At 72.2% G+C, this 13,040-nt stretch carries 13 protein-coding genes; 4 read left to right on the forward strand and 9 right to left on the reverse strand.

Annotated features, from left to right (window positions below; all coding sequences use genetic code 11):
* Positions 1–321: 321 nt before the first annotated feature.
* From ABD817_RS09960 to ABD817_RS09975, 4 genes are all read right to left on the reverse strand, one after another.
* Entirely contained in the window at positions 322–864 is a 543-nt protein-coding gene (locus ABD817_RS09960; protein WP_344917445.1) for a GNAT family N-acetyltransferase, read from the reverse strand.
* 184 nt (positions 865–1,048) lie between these two features.
* Entirely contained in the window at positions 1,049–1,720 is a 672-nt protein-coding gene (locus ABD817_RS09965; protein ID WP_425583305.1) for a LutC/YkgG family protein, read from the reverse strand.
* The gene (locus ABD817_RS09970; RefSeq protein WP_344917447.1) at positions 1,717–3,123 is read right to left on the reverse strand and encodes a lactate utilization protein B; all 1,407 of its coding nucleotides are present in this window, start codon (positions 3,121–3,123) and stop codon (positions 1,717–1,719) included. Before ABD817_RS09970 ends, ABD817_RS09965 begins: the two co-directional genes overlap by 4 nt.
* A 106-nt stretch (positions 3,124–3,229) precedes the next feature.
* Positions 3,230–4,024 (reverse strand): (Fe-S)-binding protein, encoded by a 795-nt coding sequence (locus ABD817_RS09975; RefSeq protein WP_344917449.1) that lies wholly within the window; start codon positions 4,022–4,024, stop codon positions 3,230–3,232.
* Between the two features lie 70 nt (positions 4,025–4,094).
* Here ABD817_RS09975 and ABD817_RS09980 point away from each other — a divergent pair, with 70 nt between their 5' ends.
* A complete protein-coding gene (locus ABD817_RS09980) occupies positions 4,095–4,850 on the forward strand; it encodes a FadR/GntR family transcriptional regulator (protein ID WP_344917451.1) in 756 nt (251 codons plus the stop codon).
* On the opposite strand, the gene ABD817_RS09985 is transcribed toward ABD817_RS09980, so the two are convergent.
* The gene (locus ABD817_RS09985) at positions 4,779–6,272 is read right to left on the reverse strand and encodes a sulfatase family protein (RefSeq protein WP_344917453.1); all 1,494 of its coding nucleotides are present in this window, start codon (positions 6,270–6,272) and stop codon (positions 4,779–4,781) included. The genes ABD817_RS09980 and ABD817_RS09985 overlap by 72 nt on opposite strands.
* Before the next feature lie 111 nt (positions 6,273–6,383).
* Here ABD817_RS09985 and ABD817_RS09990 point away from each other — a divergent pair, with 111 nt between their 5' ends.
* Positions 6,384–7,403, forward strand: a complete 1,020-nt coding sequence (locus ABD817_RS09990) for an LLM class F420-dependent oxidoreductase (protein ID WP_344917455.1) — start codon at positions 6,384–6,386, stop codon at positions 7,401–7,403.
* Between the two features lie 14 nt (positions 7,404–7,417).
* On the opposite strand, the gene ABD817_RS09995 is transcribed toward ABD817_RS09990, so the two are convergent.
* The gene (locus ABD817_RS09995) at positions 7,418–9,424 is read right to left on the reverse strand and encodes an FtsX-like permease family protein (RefSeq protein WP_344917457.1); all 2,007 of its coding nucleotides are present in this window, start codon (positions 9,422–9,424) and stop codon (positions 7,418–7,420) included.
* Positions 9,421–10,167, reverse strand: coding sequence for an ABC transporter ATP-binding protein (locus tag ABD817_RS10000; RefSeq protein WP_344917458.1), 747 nt, complete (start codon positions 10,165–10,167; stop codon positions 9,421–9,423). The genes ABD817_RS09995 and ABD817_RS10000 overlap by 4 nt, the downstream gene beginning before the upstream one ends.
* A 156-nt stretch (positions 10,168–10,323) precedes the next feature.
* On the opposite strand from ABD817_RS10000, the gene ABD817_RS10005 reads away from it, so the two are divergent.
* Together ABD817_RS10005 and ABD817_RS10010 are read left to right on the forward strand one after the other, a co-directional pair.
* Positions 10,324–10,974, forward strand: coding sequence for a response regulator (locus tag ABD817_RS10005; RefSeq protein ID WP_344917460.1), 651 nt, complete (start codon positions 10,324–10,326; stop codon positions 10,972–10,974).
* A 146-nt stretch (positions 10,975–11,120) separates the two neighbouring features.
* Positions 11,121–11,831 (forward strand): DUF4328 domain-containing protein, encoded by a 711-nt coding sequence (locus ABD817_RS10010; protein ID WP_344917462.1) that lies wholly within the window; start codon positions 11,121–11,123, stop codon positions 11,829–11,831.
* Positions 11,832–11,945: 114 nt separating this feature from the next.
* Here ABD817_RS10010 and ABD817_RS10015 read toward each other — a convergent pair whose 3' ends face one another.
* Together ABD817_RS10015 and ABD817_RS10020 are read right to left on the reverse strand one after the other, a co-directional pair.
* On the reverse strand, positions 11,946–12,212 hold the full coding sequence (locus tag ABD817_RS10015) for a DUF6504 family protein (RefSeq protein WP_344917464.1): 267 nt from the start codon (positions 12,210–12,212) through the stop codon (positions 11,946–11,948).
* Positions 12,213–12,284: 72 nt separating this feature from the next.
* Positions 12,285–13,040, reverse strand: a complete 756-nt coding sequence (locus ABD817_RS10020; protein ID WP_344917466.1) for a GntR family transcriptional regulator — start codon at positions 13,038–13,040, stop codon at positions 12,285–12,287.

Below are 13,040 nucleotides of genomic sequence, written 5' to 3' on the forward strand. Positions count from 1 at the left end.
TGACCTGGGGTTACGCAGTGGCGATTCGCGACAATATCCGATAACGCCACTCCATGGACAGGTAACGGATCGGTAAATTACGTCTTTTCTCACGCGGGTATCGACGGGCCACGAGGATCGGGTCGGTGACGGCGGGCGATGCCCCCTCACCGGCCGGGCCGTCTGGATCACACGCCCTGGCACGGTAGCCGGACTCGCGGGAGACGTCCAGCACGGCCGCGCCCGTGTTTCACGTCCCGCCTGCCCCGCGCCGCGCGCTCACCTCTCCCGACCAGGCACGCCTTCCAGCGCGTCGCCCGCGACGCGAAAGTTCCGCATGGATCACGACAGATCAGTTCTGAGCATCCCGAACACCACGATGTCGCGCGGGCCGTCCTCCCCCAGCTCGGCGGCGCGCAGTACGCCCTCCCTGACGAAACCGGCCTTCTCCGCGACCCGGAGGGAGGCCGTGTTGCCCAGGTCGGCGCGGAGCTCGATCCTGCGCATCGCGGTGGTCTCGAACACCCAGCGCGCCACCCCGAGCACGGCCTCGGTGGCGTAGCCCCGGCCCCGGTGCAGCGGGTGCACCCCGTACCCGACCTCGGTGGTCCCGGCGCCCCAGAGGGTCCTGAAGAGGCTGATCGCACCCACGACCAGCCCGTCGGCCTCCACGGCCAGGTGCACGCCCTGACCGGAGCGGCGCAGCTCGTGCGCGCCGTGGGAGAGCCACTGGGAGACGCCCGACGGATGTCCGGGCGCGCCGGGCGGCAGGAACCTGTCGCGCGCCTTGATCACCGAGCGGACGCGGGCGGCGTCGCCGGGGTGGAAGGGCCGGATCACGAGCCGTCCGGTCAGGATCGGCGGATCGGGTGCGAACGCGGTCACGCGCCCTCCTAGCCGGGGAATGTGCCGGGGAGTGTGTGGCCCCAACCTCATCCCAGCGGCCCCGCCCGCGCAAGCCCGCACCTCCGCCGCATCCCAAGCGGTCCCGAGCGGCCCCGAGCGGCCCCGAGCGGGCACGGCTGGGAACCGCATCCGGTGCCGGTGGGGCGGGAGCACACCGCCGGGCTCAGCGGACGATGACGACCTCCAGCGTGCGCGGGCCGTGCACGCCCTCCACCCGGTTCAGCTCGATGTCGCTGGTCGCGGAGGGGCCGCTGATCCAGGTCAGCGGCCTGGAGGGGTCGAGCCTGCCGAGGGCCTCCGGGACTCCGGCCACGATCTGCCCGGACCGCACGACACACAGGTGGTAGTCCGGGACCAGGGTGAGCGCTCGCCGTCCCTGCCCCGGACCGGCGTCCAGCACGATGGTGCCGGTCTCGGCGATCGCGACCGCGCATCCGGTGACGACCCCGTCCACCCCGTCCAGCTCCACCGCGCTCAGCGGGGGGTCGTCGGTGACCGGGGTGTCCGGTGCCCACTCCGGCGGCAGGCCGTCCGGGACGACCAGCCGGGTGGCGCCCCGCCGGGCCAGCGCCGCCGCGATCGTCGCGGCCGCCTCGGCCTCGTCCACCACGTGCACGACGGCCCGGTAGTCGGCCACGCGCTCGGCGAGCAGCTCCACCACGCCCTCCGTACCCGTCGGGTCCGCCGGGTACGGTGACGTGCGGTAGGCGCGGGTGATCTCGACGTCGGGGGCTCCGGCCACGGCGGAGCGGATCCTCGACAGGATCCGCTCCCGGCCGCTCACGCCGGACGGGCGCCCGGGTCCGGGCCCGGGGGTGGATGCTCCGGCGGTCATCGGACGCCTCCGTCGGTACGGTTCCACCAGTCACGGAAGGACTCGGGGGGAATGTCGGGAATGTCACGGGTGTCGGTCCAGCCCGACAGCGGCCCCGGCAGGCGCCCGGGGACGAACCTGCGCAGGCGCCCGCCGAACCGCTGGGCGCGCGCCAGCCGCGCGGGGCGGTTGAACACCCACCCGGCGGCGCGCATCCCCATCCGCTCGACGCGGGCGTGGCGGACCTTGCCACGCAGGTGGACCAGGACCTCGGGGATGTCGATCGCGACCGGGCAGGCGTCGAAGCAGGCACCGCAGAGGGTCGAGGCGTACGGCAGCGACGCGTCCAGCTCCGTGGCCGTCCCGCGCAGCTGCGGGGTGAGGATGGCGCCGATCGGCCCCGGATAGACCGAGCCGTAGGCGTGTCCCCCGGCGCGCTCGTAGACCGGGCAGACGTTGAGGCAGGCGGAGCAGCGGATGCAGCGCAGCGCCTGGCGGCCCACCTTGTCGGCGAGCACGTTCGTGCGGCCGTTGTCGAGCAGCACCAGGTGGAACTCCTGGCCCTCGACCGCGCCCGTCCAGGTGGACGTGTAGGGGTTCATCCGCTCACCGGTGGAGCTCCTGGGCAGCAGCTGGAGGAAGACCTCCAGGTCCCGCCAGCTCGGCAGCAGCTTCTCGATGCCGACCACGCTGATCAGCGTCTCGGGCAGGGTGAGGCACATCCGCCCGTTGCCCTCGGACTCCAGCACCACCAGCGTGCCGGTCTCAGCGATCATGAAGTTGGCGCCGGAGATCGCGACCCTGGTCGACAGGAAGCGCTCGCGCAGGTGGAGCCTGGCGGCCTCGGCGAGGGCGCGGGGCTCGTCGGACAGGTCCTCGGGCGCCGCGCGGCCCCAGTCGGCCATCTTGTCCTGGAAGATCTCGCGGATCTCCGAGCGGTTGCGGTGGATCGCCGGGACCAGGATGTGCGAGGGCCAGTCGTCACCGAGCTGGACGATCAGCTCGGCCAGGTCGGTCTCGTACGCGGTGATGCCCTCCTCCAGGAGGGCCTCGTTGAGGCCGATCTCCTGGGTGGCCATCGACTTGACCTTGACCACGCTGGTCTCGCCGGTGGCCTTGACCAGGTCGGCGACGATCCTGTTGGCCTCTTCGGCGTCGGCCGCCCAGTGGACGTGGCCGCCCGCCGCGGTGACGGCCTCCTCCATGCGGAGGAGGTAGCGCTCCAGGTTGCGCAGGGTGTGGTCCTTGATCTCCTTGCCCGCCCTGCGGAGCTCGGCCCAGTCGGGCAGCTCGCCGACCACGGAGGCCCGCTTGCCGCGGATCGTGTGGGTGGCCTTGCGGAGGTTGTATCTGAGCTGCGAGTCCTGCACGGCGGCCGCGGCGTTCGCAGGGAAGGCGGGCATGCCCAGGAACGTGCCGCTCACCGGTGGGCCGTCCTCTCATGAGTCCTCTCGCCGACGATCCGCCCGCCGACGGCCTGCTCGCCGACGGCCCGCCCGCCGACAGTCCTCTCGTCAACAGCCGGGACGCTCATCGGGTGGCCTCCGTGGCGGCGAGGATCTCGGCGAGGTGCATGATCCGCACACCGGTGCGCTGGCGCCTCAGGGTGCCGCCGATGTGCATCAGGCAGGAGTTGTCGGCGGCGCACAGCACCTCGGCGCCGGTGGTCGCGACGTTGTGCACCTTGTCGGCGCACATGGCCGCGGAGATCGCCGGGTTCTTCACCGCGAAGGTGCCGCCGAAGCCGCAGCACTCGTCGGCCCCGGGGAGCGGGACCAGCTCCAGCCCCCTGACCTGCTCCAGCAGGCGGGTGGGCCGGTCGCCCACCCGCAGGATGCGCATCGAGTGGCAGGTCGGGTGGTAGGTCACCCGGTGCGGGAAGTAGGCGCCCACGTCGGTGACGCCGAGGACGTCGACGAGGAACTCGGAGAGGTCGTAGACCCTGGGCACCAGCTCGGCCACCTCGGCGGCGAAGGAGCCGGACGTGCCCTCCTCGGCGGCCCCGGGGACGAGACCTCCCGGGCTCCCCGATCCGGTCATGGCGGGGGTGCGGGCGAGCCGAGGGTACTGCTCGCGGACCATCGCGGCGCACGATCCCGACGGCGCGACGACCGCGTCGTACCCGGCGAAGACGTCCACGAAGTGCCGCGCGAGCCGCCTGCCCTCCTCGGGATAGCCCGTGTTGACGTGCATCTGGCCGCAGCAGGTCTGCGCCCGCGGGAACTCGACGTCACATCCGAGGCGGCGCAGCAGCGTGACGACCGCCTGCCCGGTGCCGGGAAACAGTGTGTCGTTCACGCAGGTGATGAAGAGGGCGACGCGCACGGCACTCCTTCCTTTCAATGGTCCGACCATAGTATGGTCTGACCACATTTCCCCACAAGAGGAGGTCCTCTTGAGCGGTTGGCAACCGGTCCGGCGCACCCGGGCGTTCGAGGACGTGATCGCTCAGATCGAACGGCGCATCGCGGACGACGGACTCAGGGTCGGCGACCGCCTGCCCGGCGAGCGGCAACTCGCCGAGCAGTTGCGGGTGAGCCGGTCGTCGGTACGCGAGGCGATGCGGGTGCTGGAGACGCTGGGAGTGGTGTCATCGCAGGTAGGACGGGGTCCGGACGCGGGGGCCTTCCTCATCTCCAGGCCCGCGGAGGCCCTGAGCGACCTGCTCAGGCTCCACCTCGGGCTGTCGAACCTGTCGCTGGAGGAGGTCGTCGACGCCCGGCTGATGATCGAGAAGTGGTCGGTCTCGCACGCCGCCGTCCACGGGGCCGACCTGTCCGCGCTCACCTCCGCACTGGAGCGCATGGACGCCACGGCGACGGCCGAGGAGTTCGTCGAGTACGACACGGCCTTCCACGTGGCCATCGCCGAGGCGTCGGGCAACAGGCTGACCACCGCCATGATGCTCTCCCTGCGCGACTCGCTCCGCCGCTACGCGGTCGAGGCGGTCGAGCGCCTGGGCGACACGTCCGGGCTCATGGCCGACCACCGCCGGATCCACCGGGCCATCGCCGCCGGGGACGCGGCGGAGGCGTCGGCCGCCGTCGAGGACCACCTGCGGCGGGCCTATCCCGGCATCTCACGTTCCCCACGGGCTGAGGACCACGAGGGGCTTGAAGGGCAGCAGGGGCGGTCTGACCGAATCGGCTGAGCGGCAGGCGGCGCCCGAGCAGGAGACCAGGGCGTCGAGTTGCCGGTTGAACTCGGCGATCACGGGGAGCGGGGTCTCAGCGGCGAGGTTGTGGAGCTGGTAGGGATCCCTGGTGAGGTCGTAGAGCTGGTACTCGCCGGTGGAGTAACGGACGAAGGTGCTCTGGGCGGTCCGCATCCCCTGGTAGGCCGGGACCGGGGTCTGGCGGGCCGAGCTCGGACTGGTCGGGCGGTAGAACTCCAGCAGCACGTTCTGGCGCCACGAGAGCGGCTTCTCCCCCCGCAGGAGCGGCAGCAGGGAGCGCCCCTCGGCGAAGTCGGGGAGCGTGGCCCCGGCGAGCTGGGCGAACGTCGGGGCCAGGTCCACGCTCGCGGCCACGTCGCCGATGGCGCGGCCCGCCTGCACACCCGGCCCCCTGACCAGCAGCGGCACCCTGACCGACTCGTCGAAGGGCGTGGTCTTGCCATGGGCGAGCCGGTGCTGCCCCAGGTGGAACCCGTTATCGGAGGAGAAAAAGATATACGTTTCATCCAGCTTGCCGGAGGCCCTGAGGGACTCGACGAGGGCACCCACCATGTCGTCCACGCCGAGCATCGCCCGGAGCCGGTCCCGGTAGTGCCGGTCGATTCTGCGGATCTTCGAGGCGTCGAGCGGCGGGAGCGACCTGAGCCAGAGGGGCTCGGCGCTGACGTCCGCCTGGTTGAAGGACGGGGTGCGCGGGGCCACCACCCCGGCGAAGGCGGCCTCGTGCCGGGGGGCGTAGTTGGCCGGGTTGTGCGGGGCGACCGGGGCGAGGTAGAGGAAGAACGGATCCTGGCTGGGCTGGGAGACGAACGCCCTGGCCTTCGCGCTGAGCACGTCGGTCAGATAGTCCTGCGGCGCGAAGCCGTAGTCGCGCAACATGCCGTTCTCGTTGAGCGTGTAGCCGTACTCCTCGTACAGCCTGCGCACCGGCACGTCCCACTCGTCCCAGCCCGGAGGCACGTGGGTGGCGGAGGTGGCGCCGCCGGGATAGTGGTTGAGGTATTTGCCCATCAGTCCGGTGCGGTATCCGGCCGACTTCATCCAGGTGGCGATGTTGGAGCGTTCCAGACCGGACGTGTAGTACTTGGTGAAGCCTCCCTCGGGAGCGGTGTTGGTCAGCACGCCGTGGCTGTGCACGTACTGGCATCGCATGATCGACGCGCGCGAGGGGCAGCACCAGGAGTTCGGGACGAAGAACCGGTCGAAGCCGGTGCCGCCCTGGGCGAGCAGGCTCCAGATGTTGGGAAATTTCTGCAGATCACCCGCGTCCAGGTCGTCGACGAGGACCAGCACGATGTTGGGCCGTCCCGCCGCGTGCGCCACCGCCGGGATCGTTCCCATGGCGGCGAGGGCGAGGAGCGACATCAGGGAGAGGAGTTTGCGAGCGGCGTTGAGCACAAGTGCACGCTTCCCGGGAGACCGAATTTCGACACCTCACACTCGACCGACCAATATAGAACGTGTTCTAATTACGGGGTCCGTCCGGCGTCACGTCGCGAGGAGACCACCGTGAGCACCGACCTGAAGCTCGGCCTGAACCTCGGCTACTGGCAGCGGACCGCCGACGACGCCACCGAACTCGTCCAGACCGCGGAACGGCTGGGGTACGAGTCCGTCTGGACCGCGGAAGCCTACGGTAGCGACGCCTTCACCCCCCTGGCCTGGTACGGCGCGCGGACGTCCCGCATCAAACTGGGCACCTCCGTGGCGCAGATCTCGGCCAGGACCCCGGCGGCGACGGCGATGACCGCGATGACCCTGGATCATCTCACCGGCGGGCGGCTGCTGCTCGGCATCGGCGCGTCGGGGCCCCAGGTTGTCGAGGGCTGGTACGGAACGCCGTTCCCCAGGCCGCTCGCCCGCACCCGCGAGTACGTCGAGATCATGCGCAAGGTGTGGCGCCGCGAGGAGCCGGTGACCAGCGACGGCGAGCACTACCCCCTCCCCTACCCCGGAGGCGCGAACCTCGGCAAGCCGCTGAAGCTGATCACCCGCCCGCTCCGCGCCGAGATCCCCCTCTACCTCGGCGCGGAGGGCCCGAAGAACGTCGCGCTCGCCGCCGAGATCGCCGACGGCTGGCTGCCGCTCTTCGTGTTCCCCGAGAAGATCGAGCGGATGTACGGCCCCTCCCTCTCCGGCGCCGGTCCCGGCTTCGACATCGCCGCCATGGTCATAACCGTGATCACCGACGACGTCAGGGCGGCGCTGGACGGGGTGAAGATGATGCTCACCCTCTACATCGGCGGCATGGGGGCCAAGAGCCACAACTTCCACGCCGACATCATCGGCAGGATGGGCTACGCCGAGGCCGCCGAGGAGATCCAGGCCCTCTACCTGGCCGGACGCAGGGACGAGGCGTTCAACGCGATCCCCGACGAGCTCGCCGACGGCATCTCCCTGGTCGGCCCGGCCGATCGCGTCCGCGAGCGCCTGGAGCTCTGGCGGAAGAGCCCGGTGAGCAACCTCCTGGTCATGGGCCCCCGCGACGAGACCTCCCTGAGGACCCTCAGGGACCTGGTCCTGGGCTGACCCGCCCCCGGTTCTCAGTCCGGCCGTGGGGCCGGGTCGGCGGTGACGGAACGCAGGAGCGGGGCGCTCGCCGCCCCCGCGCCGATCACCCCGGCGAACCCGAGCACGACGCAGACCAGCAGGATGACCGCGCCCGTGACGTTCATCGCGACGGCGGCGAACGGCAGGGCGCAGAAGACGCCGACCGCGATGGTGCCGCCTCCCATGACCGCCAGCGGGATGAGGGTCTCCGCCCTGCGGGCCGCGTCCAGGACCTCCAGTGGCGTACCGGCCAGGCGGAGCAGCGCGTAGGTCTGCCTGCGGTCGAGGACCGAGGAGGCCGCGGTGATCCCGGCACTGGCGATCGCCACCAGGAACGAGACCGCGAGCACGATGATCGTGCCGGTGCCGACGTCGTCGAGGATCTGGGCGGTGAGCCGATCGTCGTCGGCGCCCGAGGTCGCCCCGTGTCCGGGCACCAGCCCCTCCAGGGCGGTACGCGCCCGGTCGACGGCCGCCGCGTCCACCGGCCCCTCGGACCCGGAGCCCGCGGAACCGGGGGCGGCGCGGCCCACGGTGATGGCGATCACCTTGTCGCCCCTTCCCGCACGGCCGCTCCTCCCCACGGGTTCGACCACCGCCCGGACGCCCGCCGCGGACAGGCGCTCGCGGGCCTCGGCGGTGATCTCGGCCGCCCGCGCGGAGGGCACGGCCAGGCGCAGTTCCGCCCGCGTGCCGTCGAACACGACGTCGCCCGGGGCGAGGAAACCGATGAACCCGGCCACGAACCCCGTCATGGCCACGCCGCTCACCGTCCGCCAGGCGGACCTGGGGTCGTCGATCAACCGGCGCCCGGCCAGCAGGCGGGCCGGGCCCCTGGCCGCCCGGACGGTGATCCGGCCGATCATCCCGACCACCCACGGGCCCGCGAGGTTGACGCACAGGAAGGCGCCGCCGATGACCGCGGCGATCACCCCCACCCCGGCACCGGAGCTGAGCGTGGGAACCGCCACCAGGGCGACGAGCAGCGCGACGACCCTGACGAAGCGCATCGCCGGAGGGGTCTCCCGCTTGGCGACACCGAGCGGGCCGACCACCACGCGGCGCAGGCCGACCACGGCCGACGCCCCGACGAGCAGCGGCACGGCCACCAGGACGGCGAGCGTGGGCAGCACCCCCGGCCACACGTCGGAGGGGAACCAGGGGCCTCCCCTGATCTCGATCCGGGCCAGCAGCGGGACGAGCAGTCCGTACAGCGCCGTTCCCAGCACCGCGCCACCGAACGCGGTGATCACCGCCTCGGCGACGGTCATGGCGACCACCTGGCCGGGAGACGCGCCGACCAGCCGGAGCGCGGCCAGGCGCTGGTCCCTGCGGGCCACGGTCAGGCGGGCCGCGGCGCCGCCGAACACCAGCAGCGGGACGACCATGAGCACGCTCGCGATCAGCCCGAGCGCGCTGTAGCCCTGCGCGCCGTCCGTCGTCCTCCCCGCGAAACCGGAGATCCTCGTCGGTACGGCGCCGCCGCGCCAGTCGTCCGACGTGGTGGCTCTCATCACCGGTGAGCCCGGGGCCTGCCCGCGTACCACGACCAGCTCTCCCGGGTACACGAGCGCCTCGTCGCCGATCGTCCCGCCGCGCCTGCCCGGAAAGCGGGCGGCGAGTTGGTCCGCCGGGAGTTCTCCGGCGAGTTCGGCCATCGCCGGGGAGAACCACACCTCTCCGGGGGCGGGGAAGCGGTCCAGGCCGGGCGGCCGGGGTGCCCTCGGCCCGAGCGCGGCGAGATCCACGACCGTGATCCACCGGTCGCGCACGTAGTCCGTGCGGACGGCCTCGATCGCCACGGCCCCGCTCGCGGCCGGGACCGGGTTGCGCCACGCCTCCCGCTCGCCCCTGCTCTGGAAGCCGAGGTTGGCCACGACGGCGAAGAGCAGCAGCGCGGTGGAGACCGCCACCGCCCCCGCGGTCAGCCCCGCCCCCAGCAGACCTCGGCGACCCCCGCCGCGCAGCAGCCGCCAGCTCAGGCCGAGCAGCCCGCTCATCCGCTCATCCCGGGAAACGCCCGGACCGTCTCGGGGCCGCCCCGCTCCCGCACGCCCTCGCGCGGATCCCCCGTGCCGGGGCCGGGCAGAAGGTGGCCGTCGCGGACCTCGACCACGCGGTCGCACCAGCGGGCCACCTGGGGATCGTGGGTGACGACGACCAGCGAGGCCCCGTTGTCCCGGGTGGCGTGGGCCAGCAGGCGCATCGTGTCGTGGCCGGTGTTCTGGTCGAGCGCCCCCGTCGGCTCGTCGGCGAAGACGACCGCGGGGCGGGTGACCAGCGCGCGGGCGATCGCCACCCGCTGCGCCTGGCCGCCGGAGAGCTCCCCTGGGCGGCGCCCCTCCATCCCGCTCAGACCGAGCGGGCCGAACCAGTCGTGGGCCCGCCGCACCGCGTCCGCCCGGGGAACACCGCCGAGCATGAGCGGCAGCGCGACGTTCTCGTCCGAGGGAAGCTCGGGCAGGAGCTGGCCGAACTGGAACACGAAGCCGAAACGCGTGCGGCGCAGGGCGCTGCGCTTCCGCTCCCCCAGCGTGTCGACGCGCTCGCCGAGCAGGTGCACCTCGCCCGCGTCCGGCTTCATGATCCCGGCCAGGCAATGGAGCAGCGTCGATTTCCCCGACCCGCTCGGCCCCATGATCGCCACGGCCTCACCCGCGTGGACCGCCAGCCCGACACCGCCCAGCGCCACGGTCGTTCCGAAGCGCTTGACCAGCCCGGATCCCTCAAGAACAACATTCATGCCGAGGACTCTCCCGCGCGAGGGCGCGGCGGCGGATCGGCCGATCGTCTCCCCGGTCCCGGGCGGAGTCGGCCGAAAGGACGATCCGCCACGTTCGCCGGTACATCGGCCGGATGCCCGATCCGCACCCGCCTCCGGGCTGGCACAATCCATCAGGTGACGATTCGGGTGCTCATCGCCGACGACCAGGAACTCGTACGAACCGGGTTCCAGATGATTCTGGACGCCCAGGAGGACATGGAGGTCCTGGCGACGGCCGCCAACGGGGCCGAGGCCGTCGAGCTGGCGCGACGGCTACGGCCGGACGTGTGCCTGCTCGACATCCGGATGCCCAAGCTGGACGGCCTGGAGGCCACCCGCGTCCTCGCGGGGCCGGGGGTGCCCGACCCGATGAGGGTGGTCATCGTCACCACCTTCGACCTCGACGAGTACGTCTACGGGGCGCTGCGCGCCGGGGCGACCGGCTTCCTGCTCAAGGACAGCGGGCCGACGCTGCTCATCGAGGCGATCCGGGCCGCGGCGGCCGGGGACGCGCTGGTGTCGCCGTCGGTGACCGTACGCCTGCTCGAACACCTGTCCCACCCTCGGGCCGGTGGCGTCCGGCCGCCCAGTGAGCCCCTCACCGAGCGCGAGCTGGACGTCGTGCGCCTGGTGGCCAGGGGGCGGACCAACCAGGAGGTCGCCGCCGAGTTGTTCGTCTCGCTGTCGACCGTGAAGACGCACCTGGGGAGCATCCAGACGAAGCTGGGCGCCAGAAACCGGGTGGAGATCGCCGCGTGGGCGTGGGAGTCCGGCATCGTCGGCTGAGCGGGACATCTAGGCTGATTAGCGGAAGAGCTGACGGGATAGAAAAAGGGCAGGTCCTCGGCGCATGGCGGGGGGAGATATACATGCGCTCTATCCCATCTCTTCAAAGGTCGGCTTCGGCCGTCTATGTCACTCTCACCACACTGGTGATCGCGACCGCCGCCCTGGTGGTGTTCGAACAGGTCCGTGGGCGGCGCCTCGTCCTGGAGATAGCCGGGCTCGACGGCGACCCCCACGCCCCCGGCGCCGACGCGGTCTTCGGCGCGGTCACCGTCTTCGCCATCCTGATCATGTTCTTCGCCGCGACCGCGATCGCCGTCGTCGCCGCGTACCTGAACTGGCTGCTCCGCGCCCGGCAGGGCGCCGACCGGCCCGCGGTGGCGCCGGTGCTGGTGAGCTGGTTCGTGCCGGGGGTCAACCTGGTCGCGCCCGCCGTGCTGGCCGACCGGCTGTGGTGGGCCTCCCGTCCGCCGCTGGACCGCCGTCTCCACTGGGTCGCGCTGCTCACCGCTTGGTGGCTGAGCTGGCTGGTCGCGTTCACCCTGGTGCTGGCACGGCTGTGGCCGGGGACGTCCCAGGGGGGCACGAACCTGACCGGTTTCGGGCCGCCCGAGCTGATCGCCGTCGCGGTCGCCTCCCTGCTGTGCGCGATGACCGTACGGCAGATCACCGGGATCCAGGCCGCGGGTTCCCGGCACCGGCGGCAGATCAAGGTGGAGCGTCACCTCCCGCCGCCCCCGGCGGAGCCGGTCCCGCACCCGCTCGCCGGGAACCCCCCGTCTCCCTCCCCCGAGACGCCTTCGCCGGAGCCCTCCGGGCAGGACCGGTCCCAGGAGGTCCACCCCGCCGGGCAGTGAGCGAAGGCCGCCCCGCCCGGTGCGAGGCACGCCGGAGCGGGGTGTCGGCCGCCCATCGGCCACCCGTCCGCGAGGCGCGGCCTTTCAGCTCGGCCGGAGCCCGTCGGCGGGGCGTCAGTCCCATGCCCTGATCAGCAGCCAGCCTTCGCCCGCGGTGTCGAACCTGAGCTCGTAGGTGCCGATCCGGCCGCCCGAGGCGGCCTCGGCCCGCCAGAACCGGCGCTCGCCGGGATCGCTGTCGGAGATCTTCCACCACTCCCGCGCGACGACCCAGTGGTCGAGGACCCGGCGGACGGTGTGGAGGCGGTCGCGCCAGACGAACTGGATGGGCTGCCCGTCGCGAATCCACACCTCGATGGGGTCGCCGTAAAGTCTGCTCAAGACGCTTCTTCTCCCGCGGCTTTCGGATGAGCACCCGGGGGAAGACGGGTCTGGCGTGTCGAACATACGTTCTCACGGGGCCGGGCGCAAGTCACCCATCTGCCGTACGAGCGGGTTGGCGTCCACCGAGTTGCGGATGCTGAAGGTCACGCTGCCCGCGCGGTAGCGGTCGTCGGACCACTCGACGGGCCGTCCCTCGTGGGTGGTGGTGACCCGGCGCTGGCGCAGCAGCGGGCTGCCCCTGCGCACGGCCAGCAGTTTGGAGTCCTGGACGCCCGCGGCCACCGCGTCGATGAGGTGCTCGCCGTAGGCGAAGACGAGGCCGACGCTCTCGTAGAGGGCCTGGGTGACCGACTCGCAGCCGGGTTCGATGCGCTCGACGGCCGGGGCGATCCATCCGGCGTAGACCGTGCGCTCCAGCATCACCGGCTCGCCCTCCAGGGAGCGCAGCCGCAGCACGGAGAGCACCGGCTCGCCCGGCTGGAGCGCGAGCCGTACGGCCTCGGTGGCCCCGGCGCCCCTGCGGCGCTGCTGCAGCACCTGCCCGCTGACCCGGTAGCCCATCGCCCGCGCCCACTGGGCGAAGCTGTGCAACTCGGCGAAGCTCTGGCTGCGCTCGCGGCCGAGCACGATGCGCCTGGCCCCCTGCCGGGACCCGACCAGGCCCTCGGTGGCGAGTACGGCGACCGCCTGGCGGACCGTGCCGCGCGAGGCCGCGAAGCGGGTGGCCAGTTCGGCCTCGGAGGGCAGCTGGGCGCCCACGGGATACTCGCCTCGCATGATCGCGTCGCGCAGCTCCTCCGCGATGCCCATGTACCTGGCCGTCAC

Origin of the sequence: Streptosporangium oxazolinicum (assembly GCF_039537505.1) — a bacterium.
Lineage (GTDB): Bacteria > Actinomycetota > Actinomycetes > Streptosporangiales > Streptosporangiaceae > Streptosporangium > Streptosporangium oxazolinicum.